This is a genomic window from Paenibacillus sp. FSL M8-0334, assembly GCF_038000405.1.
GTDB classification, from domain to species: domain Bacteria; phylum Bacillota; class Bacilli; order Paenibacillales; family Paenibacillaceae; genus Paenibacillus_AQ; species Paenibacillus_AQ campinasensis.
The window spans coordinates 2,525,980-2,549,435 of record NZ_JBBOCH010000001.1 but is presented as its reverse complement, the minus strand read 5'-3'; the positions used below and the strand labels follow the sequence as shown (position 1 = coordinate 2,549,435).

The 23,456-nt window shown below is 50.1% G+C and carries 19 protein-coding genes and 1 pseudogene; 12 read left to right on the top strand and 8 right to left on the bottom strand.

Annotated features, from left to right (window positions below; genetic code table 11):
* Positions 1 to 3: 3 nt before the first annotated feature.
* Positions 4 to 206: pseudogene (locus MKX64_RS11165) on the top strand (iron chelate uptake ABC transporter family permease subunit); the annotation flags it as partial.
* Between the two features lie 73 nt (positions 207 to 279).
* Here MKX64_RS11165 and MKX64_RS11160 read toward each other — a convergent pair.
* From MKX64_RS11160 to MKX64_RS11150, 3 genes are all read right to left on the bottom strand, one after another.
* A complete protein-coding gene (locus tag MKX64_RS11160) occupies positions 280 to 1,830 on the bottom strand; it encodes a BCCT family transporter (RefSeq protein WP_095399214.1) in 1,551 nt (516 codons plus the stop codon).
* Between the two features lie 219 nt (positions 1,831 to 2,049).
* Positions 2,050 to 3,027, bottom strand: a complete 978-nt coding sequence (locus MKX64_RS11155; protein ID WP_341035823.1) for a ring-cleaving dioxygenase — start codon at positions 3,025 to 3,027, stop codon at positions 2,050 to 2,052.
* Positions 3,028 to 3,321: 294 nt separating this feature from the next.
* Positions 3,322 to 4,332 (bottom strand): GNAT family N-acetyltransferase, encoded by a 1,011-nt coding sequence (locus tag MKX64_RS11150; RefSeq protein ID WP_176475641.1) that lies wholly within the window; start codon positions 4,330 to 4,332, stop codon positions 3,322 to 3,324.
* A gap of 314 nt (positions 4,333 to 4,646) precedes the next feature.
* Between MKX64_RS11150 and MKX64_RS11145 the strand changes: the two genes are divergently transcribed.
* The 7 genes from MKX64_RS11145 to MKX64_RS11115 all read left to right on the top strand — a co-directional run bounded on the left by MKX64_RS11145 (position 4,647) and on the right by MKX64_RS11115 (position 12,658).
* Positions 4,647 to 5,339, top strand: coding sequence for a response regulator transcription factor (locus MKX64_RS11145; RefSeq protein WP_095399209.1), 693 nt, complete (start codon positions 4,647 to 4,649; stop codon positions 5,337 to 5,339).
* A complete protein-coding gene (locus MKX64_RS11140) occupies positions 5,336 to 6,346 on the top strand; it encodes a sensor histidine kinase (RefSeq protein ID WP_341035821.1) in 1,011 nt (336 codons plus the stop codon). The genes MKX64_RS11145 and MKX64_RS11140 overlap by 4 nt, the downstream gene beginning before the upstream one ends.
* Before the next feature lie 92 nt (positions 6,347 to 6,438).
* The gene (locus MKX64_RS11135) at positions 6,439 to 7,194 is read left to right on the top strand and encodes an ABC transporter ATP-binding protein (RefSeq protein WP_095265096.1); all 756 of its coding nucleotides are present in this window, start codon (positions 6,439 to 6,441) and stop codon (positions 7,192 to 7,194) included.
* On the top strand, positions 7,191 to 9,128 hold the full coding sequence (locus MKX64_RS11130) for an FtsX-like permease family protein (protein WP_341035818.1): 1,938 nt from the start codon (positions 7,191 to 7,193) through the stop codon (positions 9,126 to 9,128). The genes MKX64_RS11135 and MKX64_RS11130 overlap by 4 nt, the downstream gene beginning before the upstream one ends.
* An 808-nt stretch (positions 9,129 to 9,936) precedes the next feature.
* Positions 9,937 to 10,473 carry a sigma-70 family RNA polymerase sigma factor gene (locus MKX64_RS11125; RefSeq protein ID WP_445670836.1) on the top strand — a complete coding sequence of 179 codons (537 nt, stop codon included), beginning with the start codon at positions 9,937 to 9,939 and terminating at the stop codon, positions 10,471 to 10,473.
* A complete protein-coding gene (locus MKX64_RS11120) occupies positions 10,460 to 11,641 on the top strand; it encodes a DUF4179 domain-containing protein (protein ID WP_095399205.1) in 1,182 nt (393 codons plus the stop codon). Before MKX64_RS11125 ends, MKX64_RS11120 begins: the two co-directional genes overlap by 14 nt.
* Positions 11,642 to 11,701: 60 nt before the next feature.
* Positions 11,702 to 12,658 carry a DUF5643 domain-containing protein gene (locus tag MKX64_RS11115; RefSeq protein WP_095399204.1) on the top strand — a complete coding sequence of 319 codons (957 nt, stop codon included), beginning with the start codon at positions 11,702 to 11,704 and terminating at the stop codon, positions 12,656 to 12,658.
* Positions 12,659 to 12,786: 128 nt separating this feature from the next.
* Here MKX64_RS11115 and MKX64_RS11110 read toward each other — a convergent pair whose 3' ends face one another.
* Positions 12,787 to 13,848: an LLM class flavin-dependent oxidoreductase gene (locus MKX64_RS11110; RefSeq protein ID WP_095399203.1), complete on the bottom strand. Its 1,062-nt coding sequence runs from the start codon at positions 13,846 to 13,848 to the stop codon at positions 12,787 to 12,789.
* 257 nt (positions 13,849 to 14,105) lie between these two features.
* Here MKX64_RS11110 and MKX64_RS11105 point away from each other — a divergent pair, with 257 nt between their 5' ends.
* From MKX64_RS11105 to MKX64_RS11090, 4 genes are all read left to right on the top strand, one after another.
* Entirely contained in the window at positions 14,106 to 14,450 is a 345-nt protein-coding gene (locus tag MKX64_RS11105; RefSeq protein WP_445670835.1) for an IS3 family transposase, read from the top strand.
* 241 nt (positions 14,451 to 14,691) lie between these two features.
* The gene (locus tag MKX64_RS11100; RefSeq protein WP_095399201.1) at positions 14,692 to 16,071 is read left to right on the top strand and encodes a hypothetical protein; all 1,380 of its coding nucleotides are present in this window, start codon (positions 14,692 to 14,694) and stop codon (positions 16,069 to 16,071) included.
* Between the two features lie 98 nt (positions 16,072 to 16,169).
* Positions 16,170 to 16,775 carry a hypothetical protein gene (locus tag MKX64_RS11095; protein ID WP_095399200.1) on the top strand — a complete coding sequence of 202 codons (606 nt, stop codon included), beginning with the start codon at positions 16,170 to 16,172 and terminating at the stop codon, positions 16,773 to 16,775.
* 233 nt (positions 16,776 to 17,008) lie between these two features.
* Complete coding sequence (locus MKX64_RS11090; protein WP_255223097.1) at positions 17,009 to 17,560, top strand: class D sortase; 552 nt, start codon at positions 17,009 to 17,011, stop codon at positions 17,558 to 17,560.
* A gap of 73 nt (positions 17,561 to 17,633) precedes the next feature.
* Here MKX64_RS11090 and MKX64_RS11085 read toward each other — a convergent pair whose 3' ends face one another.
* The 4 genes from MKX64_RS11085 to MKX64_RS11070 form a co-directional block, all read right to left on the bottom strand.
* Positions 17,634 to 18,791, bottom strand: a complete 1,158-nt coding sequence (locus tag MKX64_RS11085) for a mannitol-1-phosphate 5-dehydrogenase (protein ID WP_095265102.1) — start codon at positions 18,789 to 18,791, stop codon at positions 17,634 to 17,636.
* Positions 18,788 to 19,228 (bottom strand): PTS sugar transporter subunit IIA, encoded by a 441-nt coding sequence (locus MKX64_RS11080; protein ID WP_095265103.1) that lies wholly within the window; start codon positions 19,226 to 19,228, stop codon positions 18,788 to 18,790. Before MKX64_RS11080 ends, MKX64_RS11085 begins: the two co-directional genes overlap by 4 nt.
* 34 nt (positions 19,229 to 19,262) lie before the next feature.
* Complete coding sequence (locus tag MKX64_RS11075; RefSeq protein ID WP_230875789.1) at positions 19,263 to 21,275, bottom strand: BglG family transcription antiterminator; 2,013 nt, start codon at positions 21,273 to 21,275, stop codon at positions 19,263 to 19,265.
* A gap of 116 nt (positions 21,276 to 21,391) precedes the next feature.
* On the bottom strand, positions 21,392 to 22,831 hold the full coding sequence (locus MKX64_RS11070; protein WP_095265104.1) for a PTS mannitol transporter subunit IICB: 1,440 nt from the start codon (positions 22,829 to 22,831) through the stop codon (positions 21,392 to 21,394).
* Positions 22,832 to 23,456 lie beyond the last annotated feature (625 nt).

Here is a 23,456-nt window from a genome sequence, read left to right as displayed (position 1 = left end):
TGCATGCGGGGCCCGCATATCGCCAAGGCGCTGGTCGGCTCGCGCAACCAGCTGTACATTCCGGTCGCCATATTGATCGGCGGCTGGATGCTGCTTCTGGCTGACACCATCGGGCACAATCTGGCCGATCCTGACGGCATTGCTGCGGCATTATGGTCGCTTTGATCGGCGCTCCATACTTTGTGTATCTGCTGCTAAAGAAATAACGCGAAAGCCCCTATCCAGCATGTGCAACGGGATAGGGGCTGTTTATTTACTGCTACTGGATGCTTCCTGTTCTTACTTCCTTTCTTTGTTTGCCGCTTCCTCCAGGCGCCGAAATCGCTTCAGGTCCGACTTCCGAATCGGAAGCGGCTCGCGGCGCAGCAGTTTAACCACCGCTACGATCAGCAGCAGGAGCAGTACGGCGAACGGAAGCGCTGCAATCAGCGACGCGGTCTGGAGCGCCTCCAGGCCACCGGTATAAAGCAGCACCCCGGCAATCGCAGCCATCAGCGTGCCCCATACCAGCTTGATCAACATCGGGGGGTTCAGGCTGCCGAAGGTGGTCATGCTGGACAAAATATACGTTGCCGAATCCGCCGACGTGACCAGAAAGGTCAGAATCAGCAGGACAGACAGAATCGACGTTATTGTCGATAACGGCAGTTGATTGAACAGCTGGAACAAAGCCGAGGTCACATCCTCATGCACCGCATTGGCGATGCCTGCCCCGCCATGGAGATCATACCAGATGGCTGTGCCGCCGAATGCCGCAATCCACAGACAGGCAATGAACGGCGGTACAACCATGACGCCGACGATGAACTCGCGAATGGTCCGTCCCCGGGATACCCTGGCGATAAAGGCGCCTACATAAGGCGACCAGGCAATCGCCCACGCCCAGTAGAAGATCGTCCAGTCGCGCACCCAGGTTCCGCCTACATAAGGCTGCAAACGAAGGCTGTATTGCACAAAATTCGTCACATAATCGCCGAGCGCCAGCGTAAAGGTCTCCAGAATAAAGACAGTAGGCCCCAGTATAAAGACAAACAGCAGAAATACAAGCGCCAGCCCCAGGTTCACATTGCTTAAATACCGGATGCCTTTATCCAGTCCCGTCGTGGAGGAGATCATATAGGCCACAAAAATAAACGCCAGAAGTCCGAGCTGAATCCATACGCTGTTGCCGATACCCATAATGGAGTTCAGACCACCGCTCATCTGCATGACACCGAGCCCGATGGAAGTCGCAATCCCCATCACCGTGGCGATGACCGCCAGGATGTCAATCGTGTTCCTCACCGCAGGCTTGTTCCCCGTCACAGGCTCAAGCGCCGTAGATACAAGCCCATTCTTCTCCTTGCGAAACTGCAGAAAAGCAATCACCAGCCCGACCAGCGCAAATACCGACCACTGGCTGATCCCCCAGTGAAAGAACGAATATCCCATCGCCAACCGTGCGGCTGACTCGGTCTGTGGCTCCACCCCGGAGAACGGTGTGGTGAAGAAATGGCTCATCGGCTCTGCAACCCCCCAGAACACCAGACCTACCCCAAAGCCCGCAGAGAACAGCATCCCGATCCAGGTAAAGAACGGATAATCGGGCTTCTGCTTATCGCCGCCGAGCCGGATGTTTCCGTATTTACTCGCCGCCACCCATATCAGAAAGATGATAATGACGAACACGGACAACAGATAGAACCAGCCGAAACTGCTTGTTGTGACATTGAATAAAAAGCTGGCGGTTGCGCCAAACGCGTTCGGCATCACGGCTCCTAATACGGCGAGAACCGCAATAATGATTGCAGCAACAGTAAACACCGTATTTTTCAGGAGATTCCCTTTCATATGTGTCACCCCAACCTGATCTGGTTTATCGTACTCTGTTCAGTATTTCTTTTTAAACCAAATTTGATGTACTTAATCGGTAAATTGGGGAAGCTGGGTTTCGAGACCCAAGTGCGGGGAACGGCTGAACATACGATAAAAGCCCGGACAGCAAAATCCGGGAACGCTCTCCCCTCTTCCGCTGTCCGGGCCATATTCATCACTTACTGTGCCAAGCGATTATTCCTTCACGAACGTTCTCGTGCTTCGTACCGTATCAATCGGCCGTACCATTCGCTCGATCTGCTCCCGCTTGGACTCCAGGAACGGAGGCAGCGACAGCTTCTCGCCAAGCGTCTCGTAAGGCTCATCGCCCATAAAGCCGGGGCCGTCCGTGGCGAACTCAAACAGAATCTGCGGAGCCACCCGGGTATACAAGGATTCGAAGAAGAAGCGATCCACATGTCCCGAATGACGGAAATTGAAGCTGTCCAGACGCTCGATCCAGTGCTCCAGTGCAGCGCGGTCCTCCACGCGGAAGGCTGCATGGTGAACCGTACCGAAGCCTTGGCGCGCCCGGGGAAGAACCGTGTTGTAATCAACGACAACCTGCGCGCCGTTTCCGCCTTCTCCGACCTCGAACAAATGCAGGGAGCCCGCCTGGTCAATCTCGGTGAACGCAAGCACCTTCTCCAACACTTCCTTGAACTGCGTAAAGTTCGAGACGCGGACAAAAATCGGACCTAGGCCGGTAATCGCATACTCCAGCGGAATCGGGCCATTCTGCCATGGTGTGCCCGATGCCACGCCCTCGTTCAGCTCATCAGAGATAAGCTGATACTCTTGATCGTCGAAATCGACAAACACCAGCACCTTTTTCCCGAATAGCTCTTGAATGCCTCTGTGTTTCACCTGCAGCCGGTCAAAGCGTTTAACCCAATAGTCCAGCGCCGCATCGGTTGGCACCCGGAATGACGTTCTATAAATCTCGTCCGTGCCATGCATGCCCTTCGGAATTCCCGGAAAGTCGAAAAACGTCATGTCCGTCCCGGCACTTCCCTTGTCATCGGCAAAAAACAAATGATAGGTCCGGATATCGTCCTGATTCACCGTTTTCTTCACGAGGCGCATGCCCAGTACATAGGTGAAGAACTCGTAGTTCTTCTCCGCGCTGCTCGTAATGGCTGTAACGTGATGTATCCCTTTTAATTGATTCATGATTGAAGCCCTCCATCTCCAAATATATAGGAAGTCTGGTTAACGACAAGTTCCTTCCGGCTCCCTCATTTAATTTTAAATAATAATTCTTAATTTAAAGATAATACTATAGTATTTCATGTGATTCGTCAATAGTGTGAAAAAGGCAATCTATAGCCTTTATCCCCAAAGCGACGTTCAAAGCCTTCCCTTAATCAGCATGCAGCATACATATCGATATTTTAAACAAAACAAAAAGAAGAATACCAACGAACAGGCATGGCATTCTTCTTTTGGGTTCAGATCACTCGTTTGTTAAGACGAGCAGCGAACTATATCTTCAATATTGGCGGTAATTTTATATTGTCCCCGTAGAGGTTTGTAGCCGAGCTGACTGTTAATTCTCAGAATAGGCTCATTTAAAGAGTCATTGTCAGTGCGGATGTACACAGCCCCCCGCTGCTTGGCGAGCTGTATCGCTTTCAGCTTCAATGCCAGCCCAATCCCTTGGCCCCGGTACTTCCTGCTAACGCCAGTATACTCATGATACATCCCCTTGGTACTCGGATTATACAGCACGTTAGTAACGCCAATATACCGGTCACGATCTGCTGCAATGAGCACCTGATCCGGAGCGTAACCATCGACTTCCAGAAGCCATGTTCTCCATTCCCTAATCGGAGGCACCTCCTCATGAAAGCCTGGAATATCAACAAGTGTCTCTTTATATAGCTCATACAGCTTTTCTTCATTCTGAGGGGTGAACTCATCTTTCAGGGTTGTAAATCTCAGTCCGCGCCCTTCCAGCTTTCGAAATAGCTCCACTCCGCCAAAGCTGCTCCTATCGAAATGCTCCATTGGTAAGACAGATTGGTATGTATGCCGCTCTACAGTGAATCCTTGATGTCTGGCAAAGCGCAACGAGTCCTCACAATCGTCCCATATCTCTGACACCAGCCTCTTCGCGCCTAGACCCTGGCTCCAAAGGGCCGCATGCCTAGCCAAGAGCTGACCGACTCCTTGTCGGCGATAAGATTTCATCACAATTAACGTATTGTTGATCTGCCCAGGCTCAGTCCAAGGAGCACGCCACGATAACAAATAACCAACAATTTCACCCGCCGCTGTTACGGCTACCCTACGAGTCCGATCATAGCCTGCAAGCAGTCCATCCGCATTCAGGTAGGTGTGGCCCTCGGTATACATCTTAGCATCGTCTTCCATCAGCCGCTCTGCCGTCGTCGGCTCAGGCCAATAACTGTTTAACAGCCGTGCAATCCCCTCGTAATCCTCCGGGAGCTGCAGCGGCCGGATTGTACTGGTCACTACAGGTGACCCCCCTCCCCAGTCGCTATACTCCTTCATTATGGCATGCTCATATATGGATGGGTAGGGAAAAATTGTTTATAACCAATCTATCCGCCAACTTGATACAGAAACAGCAGCCCCTAGCCTTCTATTAGCCGACCCTGCACAATAAGACGGTGGGTGGCTTCATACAGCGGATAGTTGGGTTCTTTACAATTTCTCTACAAACCTAACATTCCTCGGAATCTGATTCTGGAAGCGTAGATAGCATCATCCCACGCTTTTGCTATACACTATAAAGACAAGCTGATGACAAGAAATGTGGTGATTCCATGTTTAAAATTATGCTCATTGAGGACGATATCACGCTATACCATGAAATTAGAGACCGGCTGCAGCAGTGGTCCTACAACGTCTATGGCGTACAGGACTTCGGGAAGGTCATGCAGGAATTTGCTGACATTCAGCCCGATCTGGTCATCATCGATATCCAGCTGCCGAAGTTCGACGGCTTCCATTGGTGCAGAATGATCCGGGCCCATTCCAATGTGCCGATTATCTTTCTGTCCTCGCGGGACCATCCAACCGACATGGTGATGTCGATGCAGCTCGGGGCCGATGACTTCATTCAGAAGCCGTTCCATTTCGAGGTGCTGATTGCGAAGATCCAGGCCACCCTGCGCCGGGTGTACAACTATAATACAGAGCGAATCGATCTGCGAACCTGGCGCGGCGCCACCGTCGAATATGTGAAGAATACAATGACGAACGAAGCGGGCACAGTGGAGCTGACGAAGAACGAGATGTATATTCTGAAGATGCTCATCGAGCGCAAAAATCAGATTGTCCGCCGCGAAGAGCTCATTCAGAGCCTGTGGGATAACGAGCAGTTTGTCAGTGACAATACGCTGACCGTCAATGTGAACCGGCTGCGCAAGAAGCTGGAGTCCATCGGGCTGGCCTCGTTCATTGAAACGAAGGTCGGTCAAGGGTATATCGCCACGGAAGAGGCCGGCGAGCTATGATCAGGCAATATCTACGGGAGCGGCTCAGCTGGATCGGGTTGTTCCTGTTCCTGCAGCTGCTCGTGCTGTCCGTGGCCGCCATCGACATTTCGATCCCGCTTCGCTCCCTGCTGTATATCGTGTTTTTGTCAACGCTCGTGTTCATTGTGTTCCTGTTTGTCAGATACCAGAGGGAAACCCGGTTCTACAGACAACTGGCTGCCTGGGACGACACGTATGACCTGGGTGCACTTGCTCACCCTGAACGTCCGTTTGAGGAACTCGTCATGCAGGCTCTCCACCAGCAAACGAATCGCTATCGGCGGGAAGTATCAGGCTACAAGGCTGAGCTGGAGGGGGAGAAGGACGACCTGATGTCCTGGATTCATGAAGTGAAAACCCCGCTGACGACGATGCAGTTAATGATCGAGCGGCTGGAGGACCCCTCACTGAAGTCCAGACTGATGTACGAGTGGCTCCGTGTGCACCTGCTGCTGGATCAGCAGCTCCACCAGAAGCGGATCGCCTTTATCGAGAATGACTTGTTCATCGAGACAATCCCGCTTGCCCCCATCCTTTCCAAGGAGATCAAGTCCTTGCAGTCCTGGTGCCTTCAAAAAGGCCTCGGTTTTGAACTCGACATCCCGGGCAGTGAGGTGCTGTCAGACGCCAAATGGCTTGGGTTTATCGTCCGGCAGCTGCTGACCAATGCGGTAAAATACAGTAGCGACGGCTCCGATATCTCCGTGACAAGCGGCTGGGATGACGAGGGCCATGTGCAGCTTCACGTCCGGGATTTCGGACGCGGGATTGACCCGAAGGATGTACCGCGGATTTATGACAAAGGCTTCACCTCGACCTCCATGCACAAGGATACCGCGTCGACCGGCATGGGACTCTATCTGGCCAGAAAAGCAGCCGATGCCCTCTCCATTCGGATCGAGGTTGCATCGAAGTTAGGAGCCGGAACGACCTTCACGCTGACCTTTCCCCGCAGCCAGGATGTGGTTCAGACGACAGGCATGTGACAACAATGTCACATGCCTTTATGCTTTTGTTCGTTCAATCGAAGGAAAACAAGGACCAGGCCGGGTTATGATAAGCTCAAGGAGTGATACACATGGCGATATTGGAAGCAACCCAAATTCATAAAAGCTACGGAAATAAATTCAACAAACAGGAGGTGTTGCGAGGAATCGACCTTCGCGTGGAGAAGGGCGAGTTTGTCAGCATTATGGGCGCATCCGGTTCCGGAAAGACCACACTGCTGAACGTGCTGTCCTCCATCGATAAGGTGAGCCTTGGCAGCATCAAGATCGAAGGAAAAGATTTTACCGGCATGAAGGAGAAGGAGCTGGCTGAATTTCGGAAGCAGCATCTGGGGTTTATTTTTCAGGATTACAACCTGCTCGACACGCTCACCGTGAAGGAAAATGTGCTGCTTCCTTTATCCATCATGAAGGTATCGAAGAAGGAAGCGGATCAGAAGTTCCAGCAGATCGCCTCCGAGCTTGGGATCTACGAGATCGCAAGCAAGTATCCGAATGAAATATCCGGCGGACAGAAGCAGCGTACCTCGGCCGCACGGGCGTTCATCCATGATCCGAGCATTATTTTTGCGGATGAGCCGACCGGAGCACTCGATTCCAAATCCGCTTCGGATCTCTTGAACAAGCTGAGCGAGCTGAACCGAAAGATCAACGCCACCATCATTATGGTCACGCATGATCCGGTGGCCGCCAGCTACTGCAGCCGGGTCGTGTTTATTAAAGACGGTCAAATCTACACCCAGCTGAACAAGGGCGAGGAAACGCGCCAACACTTCTTCAACGATATTATCCGTACCCAGGGCGTATTGGGCGGTGTCCAGGCATGAATCTCAACTACATCATCTTCCGGAACTTGAAAAAGAATATAAAGAACTATTATCTCTACGTCTTTGCGTTGATCTTCAGCGTGGCGCTCTATTTCTCTTTTGTCACCCTGCAATATGACCCGGCTATGGAAGAGTACAAGGGCTCCATCAAAGGTGCCGCGGCGCTTGGAGCCTCGTCAGTGCTGTTGGTAGCCATCGTTGCCGTCTTTCTGCTGTATGCGAACACGATCTTTATTAAACGCCGCAGCAAGGAAATCGGCCTGTTTCAACTGATCGGCCTGACCAAGGGGCGGATCTTCCGAATCCTAAGCAGCGAGAATCTGATATTGTACTTCAGCTCCATACTGATCGGGATATTTCTGGGCTTCTCCTTTTCCAGACTGATTCTGATGATATTGTTCAAATTGGTCGGGCTGGAGGCACAGGCCACGCTCTCTTTCTCATCCGGCGCCCTGAGGCAGACACTGATTGTGTTCGGCTGCATCTATCTGCTCATTATGCTGATGAACTACATGTTCATTAAGGGGCAGAGCATTCTCTCCCTGTTCCGGGTCGTATCCACAGCGGAGATCAGGGTGAAAAGGATGTCCGTGCTGGAGATCCTCATCGGTCTGCTCGGCATGGTGATGATTCTGGCAGGATACTACGTGTCCTCCATCCTGTTCTCAGGTAAGCTTACAGGCACCACCGAGCTGTTCGCCACGATGATCTTCATTCTCGGCTCGGTCATTATCGGCACCTATTTGTTCTACAAGGGGTCGGTCAGCTTTATTTTTAATGCCATTCGCAAAAGCAAAGGCGGTTACCTGTCACTGAACCACGTATTATCCCTGTCGTCGATCATGTTCCGGATGAAATCGAACGCCCTGCTGCTCACCATCATTACGACCGTATCCGCGCTGGCCATCGGCCTGCTGTCGCTTAGCTATATTGCCTATTACTCAACAGAGCAGTCCGCTCGGCACAGCGTACCGAATCATTTCTCCTTACTGCTGCCCGAGGATGCGGCCAAGTTTACACAAGCGCTGAATGGGGAGAACATTGAATATACTGAGACGCGGCGGGACGTGATCCAGATCGAGGCTGACGTTGCCGGCATTGTAGGCTCAGATCTCGGGGAAGAATTCGGCAATACGATGATCCTCCCTGTCGTGAGCGACCATCAGGTGGAAGGGGTCGACGTATCCCCTGAAGAGACGCTGTTTACCGGCTCGAACAATGCCCTGAACCAGTTCATGTCACTGCGTTCCACAGGTCAGATCGAACTGAGGGGGCTGACCCTGTCCATTCCTCAACAACTGGTTGGAGTGGACAAGGACGCGGTCGTATCCCAGTATTTCTCGCTGGGTCTGCCCACCGCAATCGTGGACCAAAGCATCTATGCGCAGCTAGCTCAAGATCTGGACCCCAAGCTCCAGTCCAAAAGCTCCGTGTATATCGGGATCGATATTCCCGATGCTTCCATGCTGGGGAAGGCTGACGCGATATTTCATGACCTCGGCTTCTCGGAACAATCAGGTTACATGTCCCAGCCGGCGTTGATATTCGACCAGAAAAGCAGTATGGGGCTGATCATGTTCATCGTCGGTTTCCTGGGGCTGACCTTCCTCATAACTTCGGGCTGTATTCTATACTTCAAGCAAATGGACGAAGGCGAAGAGGAGAAACCGAACTATACCATTCTGCGAAAGCTCGGCTTTACCCAAGGCAATCTGCTGCGCGGCATTCAGATCAAGCAATTGTTCAACTTCGGTATCCCACTGATCGTCGGGCTGTTGCACAGCTACTTCGCCGTGAAGTCCGGCTGGTTCCTCTTCGGAACCGAGCTGTGGACGCCGATGGTAATCGTTATGCTGCTGTACACCGCGCTGTATTCGATCTTCGGCTTCCTGTCGGTGCTGTATTACAAACGATTGATTAAAGAATCGCTGTGATCCAATAGCTATAAGACGTGATCGGATCGATCGAGTATCGTGATCAATCCTGTCACGTCTTATTTATTCAAACCATTGGCCCAGCCTAAATGATGATATTTTCCTGTATTCACACAGGAGTTCTTTGTTCTGTGATGATGATCGCCATGCAGATGGCTACTTCGAGAAGGGGTTTCGTATGAGATTTGATTTTTTTAATGATACCGGTAGAGAGGTTCGAATTCACCCAGCCACTTTTGATAGTGGGTGTGAGGTAAATCCTGAGAAGATTCAACCTCTGAGACTCGGTCTTTTGCATGTTATTGTCGTATGACTTAATAAAAGAACCGGCTGCCGATAGATCTCGACAGCCAGTTCATTTCCTGATATTTATTTACTTACAGCTCTTAGATCCTGCCCACATATATACAGATCTCCAACCTGCCATACGCAAGATTTGCGAAAGACTGTTAGGAGAACTTCTCTCTATAATAAATAAGCCTCCTTCTTTTTTAGCAGGCCTATTATTTTATCTATCATCTGTTGTAAGCTAGGAAGCTTTTACATTGATAGGACATCCCTGATCCCTCACCTGCAAGTTTTATTGCCGAAAGCGAAGCTCCTATGACAAAATAAACCGATCGAAAAGATGCAGCCCGTACACCGCAATTACTCCCAGCGGTTCCCGGCAATCACGCGATTCGGCAGCTTATCGCCCATACGGAATTCAAAAGAAATACATTTTTCAGGTCTAAATATAACATTTAGGCATGCTGGTCCATCTAATCTTATAGAGGGCCCTCAAAAGGAGATGACAGTCGTGCACGATATGGAACTGGAAGTCAAGGGAGCACAGCGAGGGGATCGGGAAGCTTTCATCCGGCTCTTCCGGAGGCTGGAGCCCGAGTTGTACCGCTTGGCAAAGTCCATTGTAAGACGTGATGAAGATATTGCGGACGCATTTCAGGAAACGACACTGAAGGCGTATAAATCTTTGGCAACATTGCAAAAACCTAAGTATTTCAAAACCTGGGTAATCCGAATCTTGATCAATGAGTGCAATCAGCTGCTTCGGAATCGTGTTAAGACCGTAGCTATGGCTGAAGTGCCTGAAGCGTCAAGATCCGCTGGTTATTACGAAGACAGTCACAAGCTCGATCTTCATGAAGCGGTTGAGAGCTTGGACGAATCGCTGCGCATCGTGATTCATTTGTTTTATTTTCAGGACTTGCCCATCAAACAGATCTCAGGCGTATTGGATATTTCAGAGGGAGCGGTTCGAGCGCGCCTTCACAGAGCGCGTGGGATCCTGGCGGATCGGGTAAAGCATACTCGGGAGGGGAAGCTGTCTTATGAAACACATTGAACTGGATAAAGAACTCCGGGAAGCGGGAAAACAGCTGCATCCCAAGGTTCCCGATATGATTCGCCGCCGGCAGGATGAGGTTTATGCTTCCTTGGCTGAAATCCCGATGCAGACCAAGGCCGATCGAAAACACCGCTCTCGCAAAAAGATACGGAGAGTCGTTGGAGCCGTAGCCGCGGCTGCTTTCATTGGGGTGATGAGCAGCGCGTATCTATCCCCGGCCATGGCCGAATCGCTCAAGAGAATACCAGTGATCGGCAGTATTTTTAAACTAACCAACAACCTGGGATTACAAACGGCAGAAGAACGAGGTCTGGTAGCTATGACGGATACCAGGATTACCCATGAAGGGGTCACGCTTAGCATCCCGGAGGTCTCATATGATGGAATTCGCTTGTCCATGGCCGTGAAGCGGGAAGGTGAAGGATTGGCCCACGGGATGATGGATCATAACGAAAGCACATCAGCTAGAGGATCCATACGTGATGTTAATGTGCTTATCAACGGCCAAACCATGAATAACGAATCCAACGGGGGTAGGCTGGCATTGATCGGTAAGCCGACCTTGGATCCTCATGCTGTACTGTATGAACTGTTTGATTACTCCTACTTGAACGGTGGGAAAGCAGCCATCCCCGATCAGTTTCAATTAACGGCCAAGATCGCGCTTGAAGGAATTGCGGAGCCGTTTATTATGGAAATTCCTGTTCGCAAAAACAATGAACTTATTGTGATGCCTTCAGGAGAGACAAGGGAATGGGGCAGTCTCCGATTGACGCTCGAAGAGGTTACATTTACACCGATCACAACGGTAATCCGAATGAATATCGAGCGGACCGATTCAGCAAAAAGCCTCAACAGCGATAGCTTGCTCTATGAGATATGGGATGATCAGGGCCGGGTGCTCGGAATGGTAGGCGGTATGGGCGTCTACGAGGATAACAGCCAAAAGCATCAGCGAGATGAACTGCTGTTTGACCGCTTTGCAGACGCGCCGGCTCACATCACACTCAAAGCGTTTCTGCCCGAGTTCGAGGACCCTTCCGCAAATAGCGGTCCATATAAACTCGATGAGAATAGCGAGATTATCAAAACATACGTACAGGATCTAGAAATCACGGTACCTGTAGATCGGGCCAGCCTGAAAAAAATGTACGGCCAGCAGTAAATGCGGACGGAGACATCATCACCATTCGCAAGAAAGAAGAAAACAACCACGGAGGGTATTATGAAAAAAGCATATAAAGTTCTATCGACCGCTGCACTTGCAGCCATCATGCTGGGGGGAGCGGCTTGGAGCTACGTTGAAGCAGCTCCGGCCAAAACAGCAGTCCAAAACAAGGAGACCAAGAAAGCTTCCGCGATTGCCAGCACGACCCAAGGAGGGATTACCCTCAGCGCTACCAAGGCCATTCACGACGGCAACCTCATCCAAGTCAAACTTGTACGGAGCGGAAAAGAGTTCTCCGGCGAGATGACCGGGAAATATGATCCTGAGCTCGAAGAAGTGATCTATGCTGAAGGTTCCATCGATAATATGGAGATGCTGATCGACGGCAAGCCACTCCATAGCCTCGGCAGCAGCCATGCTAATAGACCGGACTTGCGTTGGAGCGCTGTAGGCGAAAACGCTGTCCTGATCTCATTAACCGACGCTTCTTGGCTTGGTGACAATATCAAAGCTTTGCCGGACAAGTTCACGCTCACCGCTAAGGTGCACTTGAAAGGTTCCAAAGAACCATTTAAGCTGAACATTCCGATCCAAAAGTCGGCAGAGAAACCGATTATGCTACAGCCGAATGTAACCAAAACATCGGGTAAAATGACCATGATGCTCAAGAAGGCATCTCTTACGTCCACTTCTTCCCGAGTACAGCTGATCTTGAAAGGATATATGAAAACCCGCGGAGAGTATCAAAGCATCTCTTACGATTTTGTGGATGACCAAGGAAACGAGCTGAAGATGCTCAGCGGAAAAGGCACGGATGAGAACAACAAGAATGACGACATGTACCATGACTTCATTCTGGAGGGACTGGATAAGAGCGCAAAGTCCATCACCGTGAAGCCATACAAGCCTGAGTTTAAAGAAGACAATTCCGGCCTATATAAATTGGACAGTGAGGGCAATGTCATCAAACATTATATTAAAGAGCTGGAGATGACAATTCCCGTAAAGTCATGATCTCGATTGAAAAAGTGCCCGTAAGATCTCCATCTTACGGGCACTTTCGTTCGTTCCGATTCGGCCTCCTGTACGGAATAGAGGCATAGTCATAAGGCTGCTTACCTTCCCTTATGTTCTTGCCCTGGTTATTCTTCAGGCGCTCCAGCGGCCTCCCAGCGGCGGATCTCTTCACGGACCCTTGGCGCGACCTCGGTTCCAAGCAGCTCTATTGCGTTCATTACATCATCATGCGGCATCGTTCCGACAGGCACATGAAGCATGAAGCGGGTAATGCCGACATGCTTGCGGAGGTGGATGATCTTCTGGGCTACCAGTTCGGGATCCCCTACATAAAGTGCTCCCTCAAAGCTTCGTGCAGCGTCAAATCTGCCGCGATCATAATAGCCCCAGCCGCGCTCCCGCCCCAGCACATTCATACATACCTGGGTGGATGGGAAGAACTTGTCCGCAGCCGCCTCCGTTTCCGTCCCTACGAACCCGTGGGAGTGCGATGCGACAGACAGCTTCGCCGGATCATGGCCGGCATGCGCAGCCGCTTCCTTGTACAGCTTAACAAGAGGGGCAAACTGAAGCGGGCTTCCTCCAATGATCGCCAGCACCAGCGGCAATCCAAGCAATCCTGCACGAATGACCGATTCCGTGTTGCCCCCGCTGCCGATCCATACGGGCAGCGGTTGCTGAACCGGACGCGGATAGATGCCCAGGTTATGAATCGGCGGACGATGCTTGCCGGACCATGTGACCTTCTCCGACTCCCGGAGCTTCAAAAGCAGGTCCAGCTTTTCATCAAAAAGCTCGTCATAATCATTCAGATCATAGCCGAACAATGGGAAGGACTCAATAAACGAGCCGCGCCCTGCCATAATCTCTGCACGTCCGTTCGAAATAGCATCCAAGGTGGCAAAATCCTGAAACACACGGACCGGGTCATCCGATGACAGCACGGTAACCGCACTGGTTAAGCGAATATATTTGGTCATTGACGCTGCTGCTGCCAGCACCATCGCTGGAGAAGAGGCCGCATAATCCTTGCGATGATGTTCTCCTACTCCGTATACATCAAGTCCTACCTGATCGGCGAGGACGATCTCCTCTACAACCTCGCGAATTCGCTGATCGTGACTCATCACCTCTCCAGTCACGGGGTCCGGCCATGTCTCTACAAACGAACTGATTCCGATCTCCATCCTATTCCCTCCATTAATCATATCAAGTTGGTTATTGCATATCCTTCTAAAACTTTTAATATTATATATCTTTATATTGAACCTTTTGTGAACCACTTTCAAGTTTATTTATATCGTGTCACAACAATTGCCGATCCTTGCCGACAACGTGACAGCAACACTCGGACTTCCGATTGTCGAGCAGACATTACAACATCTTTTTAGAGCGATTAGATGGAAACATTCATCCAGTAGCGATCCTGCACTCTGACCAAGGGATGCATTACACGCATCCTAAAACTCGTCTTTTTATTGCTGATGAAGGATTTAAGCAGTCGATGTCGCGCAAAGGAAATTGCTGGGACAACGCCCCAATGGAATCATTCTTCGGTCGCTTGAAAGACGACGTTGATTTTAGCGACTGCCACACTATTGATGAAGTGAGAGTGCAAGTGAAGGAATACATAAGCTATTACAACTCAGAAAGATACCAGTGGACATTAATAAGGATGACCCTCGATGATTTCAGAGGTCATCTGCTTGCTAGCTACAGCTCTAGGCGGTTTATTTCAACTAGGTCACAGTTCACTCTGGCCTTGGTTGCTGTTTCTATGATTCTGTAATTATATTCTTATTTTAAGAGAAAACCATAAAATCCCAATAATTTATATTATTTACTCCAATGGTAATTTATATTATAATAGAAAATGAATTTATAGATTATATCTGCTTTAGACTTGGGAAGGAGGTTTTGTACGATAACGTTTAGTGTAATGTTCATTTGATTTTTTGGAAGCATCAGTTGATACCCCTATAGAACTAGTGGAAACAAAGCCACAATATTAAGAGTAGGAGATGAATTTTGTGAAAAAAATTGCTATTACCTTATTGCTTGTTCTAGTAACGCTTTCTTCTACCATCTCTTCCTACGCTGAAAAGGATACTTCTAGCGAACTTTCTGGATCAGGGATTGTTGTGTCTGTAGACAAGTTTAATGAACTTTATGGAACACCAGATAGTTCTCCTGATATACTCAAAAACCTTGAAAAAAACGCAGAAATAAAGATAGATAGTGTTGATCTTCATGAGAACAATCTTCGCTTAAATGCTAATATTAGCTATGGTAACCAAGAGTATGAAATGTTTGCTGAAGGATATCTTTATAATAGTTACAAAAGACAAGATTTTATTAATAGTGTTGTAGGGGATCTTAAGGATAGAAATGGTAACTTTGAAATACTTCTTTTTGATATATATAACGACTCTTCTCCCGATAAAGTTATTACAAGCCAAGAATACGAACAAACACCTCATTTAAAATTATATTTAACAGATAATAAAGGGAATATATTGTTGTTTGAATTAGACATACCAGAGAAGCTGAGAACAATTAGTATTGATAGTGATGAGAGAATTGCAACGGAAAAGGATTTTTTCTGGTTTATTAATGTAATTAAGCCTTTTGAGGATAAAGAAATTCCAACGAATGAGAAATTAATGAACCAACTTGGAGTTCAAAAATCAATAATTTCTCCAAATGCGGTGGGTTATTTCTCGGACTGGACCCACACCACAACATATTATAAGTCGTTCTATATCGGTTCTGATTATGTACAAGCATGGTCTCTACCCTATGGTTCGTGGAAGGCGCTTGATGTGAACAATCAATCAACGTGGACAAATAGTTTTAAGATTGCAGAGCATGTCACTATAAATGGAACCACTAATAGAAATGTAGATAATCCATTTCGTTATAGAAACGTGAAATTAAGCACAGGTGTTGGAGCAAAATCTACAATTGTTAACGCCATCGTAGATGGAAGACTTTCCGGCTATAGTACTGGATCATCACTCGTAATGAAAATTGCAGAAAAGGCATGGTCAACTGCACTTCCTGCCCTACCTTCAATAAGTGAAATTACAGGATGGATAAATGCGATCATAGATACAGGAACCAATAAGACTATAAAATTAGGGACTACTAATATTAAATTGAACTCTAATCCAACAGTTGTTGAAAGTGCTAATTCAGGGAATCATCAGATGTTTAAGTATACTGATATTTCTGGAGCTAACACTGGTCATCATTTATTATTGCAAACTACAGTTCAATATGAGAGTTCGACTGGAACTTCTGCAACAGCTAACGGCGTAATGAAAGCAAAATGGGATGTTTACTATGATGGATTATTGTATAATTCAAGTAGTAAAGATGTTAGTTTTAAATATAATGTTTCAAAATAAACTGCCTAATACGACGGCGACTAGATAGTCGCCGTATTTTTGCTGTCATGCTGAATATCTTATAAGTAACTAACACATTCAGAGGTGATTTGATAAATATGAATAGGTATGTGAATAAAAGCAAAATTAAAGGCTTATTCGTGACGGCACTTATTATTTGCTTAATGATAGCAGCAATTACCCAATATCAGGCCAAGGCAAAATATAAATCCTATATTTCAAGCGATATTATGCAAAATCTTCAGTCTTTAAATACAATCTTATATGAGAATAACAACATTTATGAGGCAATTTTAGGCACGGGTGCCCTGTCTTCGGATCAGGCATACCTATTGGCTTATAATAATGAAACCATTTCACGAATTATTTTAGAAAATGCGACTCGGGCTGTGAAACTTGATTATAAAGAGGAGGACTTTGCCTACAGTTTGTCGTCCTTGAATGCTCAGAAGATCGCTTTGTTTTTTTCAGAGATTAATGAAACCATTGTGGATAAAGAATTAAAGGGGATCATTAGACAATTCTCCATTTTAAATCATGAATGGTTAGAGACGAAGGAGCTTGGCATTCAAAATTTAGGTCTAGATAATTCGAATTGGATCAAAGCCATAGCTGGGTTGGAGGAACGAACCAAAGAATACTTACAGAAACATAATATCGAAAATATAGAAGAATTATGGATAACAAGAACGGAAATAAAGTGAACCTTGATACGCGATCGGACTCCTCTTGAGCGAATCTCTGTTTCTACATTCTATGTCGGCGTTTTAGGCATATAAAAAAGCTTCAATGATTAAAAGACTCAATCTAAAAATTAGTGGTTGACAATTCAAAGAGATAGTCTGTGTCGGTTGAATACCAGCTCTGTAACTGCTGACACCAACGGCTAAACCCAATTTCAGTTGCCCGAATGCTTGGTGAGCAGTCATACCAACGGGTGAAGGTCTCTTTCCATTCCCCGACGCTGCGCAGCAGCGGGGAAAAGCCAAGCAGTAGCTCCAACTGGGATTTGCTTGCGGAGAATTTCATTGAGGGAACGCAATTCGGGCCGCTTATGGACAGAACCGAATTTCGGCCGGAGCTGGGCGAAGCCATCGGTGTGCTGTATGTTCCCCAGCTTGACGTAGAGCTTCCGATTGTCGAGGGAACGGATGATGAAATGCTTGAGCGCGGAGTCGGCCACTATACTTCGACCGCCCTTCCATCGGACAACGAGCAGATTCTGCTGTCCGGGCATCGCGACACCGTGTTTCGCGATTTTGACCAACTGTCCGTAGGCGACCGTTTTGTGGTGAAGCTGCCCTACGGGGTGTTCGAATATGAAATTCAGAGCACGGATATTGTAGATAAAGACGACACCACTGTCATTCGCCCGATGGGCACAGAGGTGCTAGTTGTCTCCACTTGCTATCCGTTCCGATACCTGGGGAACGCACCGGAGCGTTTTATTTTCTACGCTTATCCTGTCGATTTCCCGCTTCACTCATGATTACAACTCCACACTAAAAGAAGCCCCCTGATCCATGACAATGGAATCAAGGGGCTTCGTTCAATTCGATCGTTTATGATACCGCGGCTTGCAGCTCTTCATATTGGCTCATCAGCTCGCCCATAATCGGATGCTCTCCTGCAATGCCGGTATATTTGGACGCGGTATCGCTGGCTCCGATTTCTTTCACAGAGGCCTGCAGTTCCACGCTTTCCGGGTCTCCAGGGACGTCGAACAGCAGCGCTGCCGCCATCGATTTTGCCAGGCTCTTATAGGATAGCCCGCTCTCAAAAGCCAGCATTGCCGGGGAAACGAGCCGATCTCCAGGGGACAGCTTGCGGATTGGGGAGCGTCCTACACGGGACACTTCATCTGTGAGCGCCGGGTTCGCAAACCGTTCCAGAATCGTACGGATGTAGGCCTGGTGCTCCGCCTGATCGAAGCCATGCTTGTGGATCAGCGCCGCGCCTGTCTCCTCCAGCACGGCACGGACATGCCCGGCCACTTCTTCATCCTTCATCGCTTCCTGAATCGTTGCATAGCCTTTCAGAAAACCTACATAGGCCGCCGAGCAGTGGCCGGTATTCACCGTGAACAGCTTGCGTTCGATGTAAGGCTCCAGGCGATCAACATAATGCACGCCCTCCACAGGCACGAAGCCCTCCAGCATTTGCGAACGGTCCACCGCCCACTCATAGAACGGCTCAACAACCACCTTGAGACGATCCTCGTGCTGCTGCAGCGGAACGATGCGGTCAACAGCTGCATCAGGGAAAGCCACTACCCGGTCCGCCCATGCCTTCGTTCTCTCATCCAACAGCCCGTAGACATGCTCCTTCAGCTGCGTGCTTCCGCCAATGGCGTTTTCGCAGGCGATGACATGCAGCGGCGCTGCTTCGGACTGCGCCCGGAGCTTTAATCCCTCGGCAATCGTCGGAGCGATAAATTTAAGGATGTTGACCCCGACGGCCGTTGTGACCAGGTCCGCCTCCGCAACCGCGCGCGCCGCCGCTTCAGGCTCAGCGGCACTATTCAGCGCGGTGACCCCTTTTACAATCGTAGTCTCTTGGCCTTCGCTGGCGAGCGTTACCGGATACTCCCCGCGCTGCTTCAGTTCGGACACAAGTCCCTCATTCACATCAAGGAAGCAGACCTCATATCCTGCCTGTGACAGCAGCAGTCCGATGAAGCCGCGCCCGATATTCCCCGCTCCAAAGTGGACCGCCTTCATGCTCCCATGCCCCCTTCGAAGATGGCAAGGATCTCCTCCTCGGTTGTAGCGTCCATCACCTTGCCGATGCTCTCATCATCGGTGAAGATCATCGCGACATTCGTCAGAATTTCCATATGGTCGCCACCCGCTGCGGCAATCCCGATAACCACAAAGGCCGGCTCATCGCCGCCAAAATCAACACCCTCCGGAAAACGAACGATCGACAGCCCCGTCGAAGCCACCATGCTCTTGGCTTCTTTCGTACCATGAGGAATCGCCAGTCCGCCCCCCATATACGTGGAGGCAATCTCTTCGCGCTCCAGCATTTTGTCTACATAATCGGCCGACACATGACCTGCTTTCACAAGCAGCTCGCCCGCCATGCGGATCGCCTCGGTTTTGTCTTGTGCCGTACCATTCAGAATCACTTTATCTTTCGACAGTATGTTGCTCATTGTTTCTCCCTCTTTCTGTAAGTTGATTATATGGTCAGTCACGAAAAAACAGCTGCAGCTCTTCGGCTAGATAAGACTTGATCTCTTCCTCCCCGCCCCGCTCCATCAGTTCAATCAGCTCGGTGCCCAGCAGCATCGCACTAATCTCGCTAAGCACCTCAAGACTCTCCTTCGGAAGCTTCTTAGGCGCCAGCATCATCAGAATGACCCGCGCTTCCGCCCCGTCTTCAAGCGGCACGGGAGCGGCCAGTCTGAACAGAGACAATGAAGGTTTCGCAACCTCCCGGCTGCGCGTGTGGAACAGAGCCAGCGCGGTGTCGGGGATCAGCTGAGTGCCCATCCGCTCCCGCTCCAGCAGGCGCGCCTTGACATGCGCCGCATTGCTGACTGCGCCTTGCTTGCTTAGTATAGCCAAAGCCGCAGCCAGAGTCCCCTCCAAATCCCGAGGCCGGTTATCCAGCTGATGCACATGGAAGTCATCGAGCAGGGACACGACCTCATTCAATAGCAGCGCCTGGGACCGCAGGCGCTCCAGCGAGGCGGTCTTCCGCTGTTCTTCCCGCTTGATGACCGGTCTGCTCCCGGCGGGAGCAACCTCATTCTGTATATACTGAAGCAGCTTCTCCTTGTCCTCGGCCGTCAGCAGAGGACTTAACTTGATATACTTCTCGCCTGGCAGCGGGAGGTCGATTGTAGAGATGATCAGATCATAGTCGTCCTCCGGAATGCGGGCCGCCTCATACCAGGAAGCATTGCCAAGCACCTCAATCTGCGGCATCTCCTTGGATAACCGAATCCCGAGCAGCCTCGACGAGCTGAGCCCGCTGGAGCATACGAGAATCGCCTTCAGATGGTGGCCCAGCTGGTTGAGACGTTCCATGGAGGCACCGAAGTGCATCACGAGAAAGCCGATCTCCTCATCGGGCACGTCAAGCCCCTGCGTAATCTCATCCACCGATTGTCTTGCGACCGTAAACAGTTCTTCGTAATCCTTGCGGATCGGACTGAGCAGCGGATTGCGGATGCGCGTTCCTTCGCGCAGCCTCTTCACGGCATTGCCGACATGCTCCACAAGTCCGTCCCGAAGCGTGCGATCCTCCCCGAACGGAAAGCCCGTGCGCCTGCTAACCGCCTCAACCAGCCGATGGACGATTTCCATCGTCTCCACATCGACATGGGGCAATTCGGTTCCTTCCGACTGCTCCCTCGCCTCGTCGAACAGCCTTGAAATATGCGCCGTCTCGGCCTCTGACATCGATAGCCCCAGCGTCTTCTGAAGCCTGTCGGCAAACTGCCGCGCCCCCTCTGTCATAGGCGGCGTGCGGGCATCTTCAGTCACTGGATCGGTTACTTCCAGATCATGCCTTTGGCGAATTCGGCTGACCGCTACGGACAGTGCGATCAGAAGCTGCGTGTATACATTTTCGTTAAGCCGCTCGGTCCAGCCCCAGTCCATATCCCACAGACTTCTTTCCACATCCAGGAGGACTGGCTTGCCAATCATCGTCAATAGCCGCGCGGTCACCGGCTGAAGATGATTCGCTTCCCCATCCCCGATTAGATCCGAATAATCCAAATATTCAGAGGCTAAGCGGCAGATGGCCCGCCGCCTTTCGGTCTCGGTCCCCTCCAGTTCGACACCGTACCCTCTGCGCCGGATCACCTGCAGCTCAAACCGGGCCAGCCAGGACTCCAGCTCATCCAGATCATTGCTGATCGTTCCTACCGTTACCTTCAGGCTGTGCCCAAGGGCAAACAGCTTGATCGGCTCATCCGCCTCCAGCAGCGCGCAGAGAATAAGCACCTTGCGCTCCTCGGCTGAATAGTCGGCAGGCATGCCGGCCAGAAGACGCTCCCTCAAGCCGGTGACCGCTTCGGGGGAACTCCCCTCCAGCCGGATACCTGTTCCCGACTTCTTGTGAAGCAGAACCCCGACTCCCTGCAGCCCGCTTTCGATCTCTTCCATTTCCCGATGAACCGTTCTAACGCTCACGCCAATGTCGGAGGCGATCTCAGCAGCGGTCATCCCTTCGGTTCTATTCAGCAAAAGCAGAAGGATCTGGCGTTGTCTAGCAGTTAATTGTCCCAGGATTCTTGCCCCCCTCTTCTCATGAAATGGAGACAACGCCGGCACATACGCGCCAGCGTGTCATAAGGCATGGATTATGATTTATCCTTCAAGCGTTCTACGAGCTCGTCGTATCTTGGGCTCTTCAGGAAGTTGTCAATCGAAATATGCTCGGCATTCGGATTTTTGGCAATCGCCCGATCCGTCAGCGTCTTCTGTGTAATAACAATATCGGCATCATCCGGAATTTCGCTGACCGCGGAATTCGTGACGGTGATATCGACACCCGCCTGCTGCAGTTTCTTTCTGAGAACAGAAGCGCCCATGGCACTTGAACCCATTCCTGCGTCGCATGCAAATACGATTTTGTTAACATTCTCCTTCTGTGCGTTCGCAACCGCTGCCGATGCAGGAGCAACCTGATCGTTCATGCCGCCGGTCTTCATCTCTTTCATCTTCGCAGAAGCTTCTTGCAGATCAAGCTCTTCCTCATCCTTCTTGCCTGTTCTAAGCAGCACAGCCGCAACCAGGAAGGAGACGATTGTTGCTACCAGCACACCGGCCAGAACCGGAATCAGCCCGCCTTTAGGCGCCAGAGTCAGATAGGCAATGATGCTGCCCGGGGATGGCGGTCCGTTAAGCGCTGCACCGAGGAGCTGGAAGGTGAATGTACCGGATACACCACCAGCAATCGCCGCAAGAATCAGAACCGGCTTCATCAGAATGTAAGGGAAGTAAATCTCATGAATCCCGCCGAAGAAGTGAATCACAACCGCACCTGGCGCCGAGGATTTCGCCGAACCGCGGCCCACCAGCCAGAAGGCCAGCAGAATACCAAGGCCCGGTCCTGGGTTCGATTCCAGCATGAACAGAATCGATTTGCCCAGACGTGCGGATTCTTCCGCCGCGATCGGGTTCAATATCCCGTGATTGATTGCGTTATTCAAGAACAGAATCTTCGCCGGCTCAATGATGATGTTGACCAGCGGGAGCAGGTTCGCATTGACAAGAACATCCACGCCGGAGGCAAGAACTCTTGTGATGCCCTGAACCAGCGGGCCGATACCGCTGTAGGATATGAGGAGCAGAACGCCACCGATGATCCCCAGCGAGAAGTTGTTGACCAGCATTTCAAAACCGGATTTGATTTTGCCGTCAACCAGTTTGTCGAATTGCTTCAAGATCCAGGCCGCAATCGGACCTACAATCATGGCGCCGAGGAACATCGGAATGTCCGAGCCTACAATCACCCCGATCGTTGCAATCGCACCGATAACCGCACCGCGCTTGCCGTGGATCATCTGTCCGCCGGTATAACCGATCAAGAGCGGGAGCAGATAGTTGATCATCGGGCCGACAAGGCTTGCAAACGCTTCATTCGGGAACCATCCGTCTGGAATGAACAGCGCGGTAATGAGTCCCCAAGCGATAAACGCCCCGATGTTAGGCATTACCATGCCGCTCAGGAGACGGCCGAGCTGCTGTACTTTGACTCGAATGCCGCCGGAAGCGTTTTTATTTGTCTCGTTGGACATTATATTAACCTCCTGTATGATGAATTGAACCTTATGTGTGGTCTTGAAACTCTGACATCTCTATGTTAAGACATAGTGACCCAAGGCTCAACGAAAGGAAAACCCGGTTTCGTCATGAATATTGTTGACAACTTTTAAAAGGAACATGTTCTCGGTTGAAGAAATGCCCGGGCGAGGCTGGAGATTATGTCGGCATCGTCAGGGAAGACTCCCCGAATGGAAGTTGACCGCAGCCCGGCTCATTAACAGGGACACAACGCCTAAACAGGAGCATTAACGAGGACAGGGACAAGGCAGATGAACAAGGCGCATAGCACGCTAATAGGGTGCACGACACGGAAACAGGCCACAGCACAGTAACAACGCCCCGCTCACTCCTGCTCAGGCAGAAGGATCGGGGCGTGCTGCGCCACAGGTGACTTTGTACGATGTATCGTACAAAGCCTATGCTACATCCAGCGATGACAATCCATTTGTACGATTTATCATACAAATATCCTGTCAGCTCATATAAAGCTCCAATTTTGTGTGACGAATCATATAAAACGGCCCATTTCATCGAATAAAGGTGTGTTATGTACGAATAATCATACAAATCCACCATACGGTGATTCATATAACCACA

Coding starts and splice junctions, on each gene's coding strand:
- MKX64_RS11160 (WP_095399214.1), bottom strand. CDS start 1,830: ATGAAAGGGAATCTCCTGAAAAATACGGTGTTTACTGTTGCTGCAATC.
- MKX64_RS11155 (WP_341035823.1), bottom strand. CDS start 3,027: ATGAATCAATTAAAAGGGATACATCACGTTACAGCCATTACGAGCAGC.
- MKX64_RS11145 (WP_095399209.1), top strand. CDS start 4,647: ATGTTTAAAATTATGCTCATTGAGGACGATATCACGCTATACCATGAA.
- MKX64_RS11140 (WP_341035821.1), top strand. CDS start 5,336: ATGATCAGGCAATATCTACGGGAGCGGCTCAGCTGGATCGGGTTGTTC.
- MKX64_RS11135 (WP_095265096.1), top strand. CDS start 6,439: ATGGCGATATTGGAAGCAACCCAAATTCATAAAAGCTACGGAAATAAA.
- MKX64_RS11130 (WP_341035818.1), top strand. CDS start 7,191: ATGAATCTCAACTACATCATCTTCCGGAACTTGAAAAAGAATATAAAG.
- MKX64_RS11125 (WP_445670836.1), top strand. CDS start 9,937: ATGGAACTGGAAGTCAAGGGAGCACAGCGAGGGGATCGGGAAGCTTTC.
- MKX64_RS11120 (WP_095399205.1), top strand. CDS start 10,460: ATGAAACACATTGAACTGGATAAAGAACTCCGGGAAGCGGGAAAACAG.
- MKX64_RS11115 (WP_095399204.1), top strand. CDS start 11,702: ATGAAAAAAGCATATAAAGTTCTATCGACCGCTGCACTTGCAGCCATC.
- MKX64_RS11110 (WP_095399203.1), bottom strand. CDS start 13,848: ATGGAGATCGGAATCAGTTCGTTTGTAGAGACATGGCCGGACCCCGTG.
- MKX64_RS11105 (WP_445670835.1), top strand. CDS start 14,106: ATGCATTACACGCATCCTAAAACTCGTCTTTTTATTGCTGATGAAGGA.
- MKX64_RS11095 (WP_095399200.1), top strand. CDS start 16,170: ATGAATAGGTATGTGAATAAAAGCAAAATTAAAGGCTTATTCGTGACG.
- MKX64_RS11085 (WP_095265102.1), bottom strand. CDS start 18,791: ATGAAGGCGGTCCACTTTGGAGCGGGGAATATCGGGCGCGGCTTCATC.
- MKX64_RS11080 (WP_095265103.1), bottom strand. CDS start 19,228: ATGAGCAACATACTGTCGAAAGATAAAGTGATTCTGAATGGTACGGCA.
- MKX64_RS11070 (WP_095265104.1), bottom strand. CDS start 22,831: ATGTCCAACGAGACAAATAAAAACGCTTCCGGCGGCATTCGAGTCAAA.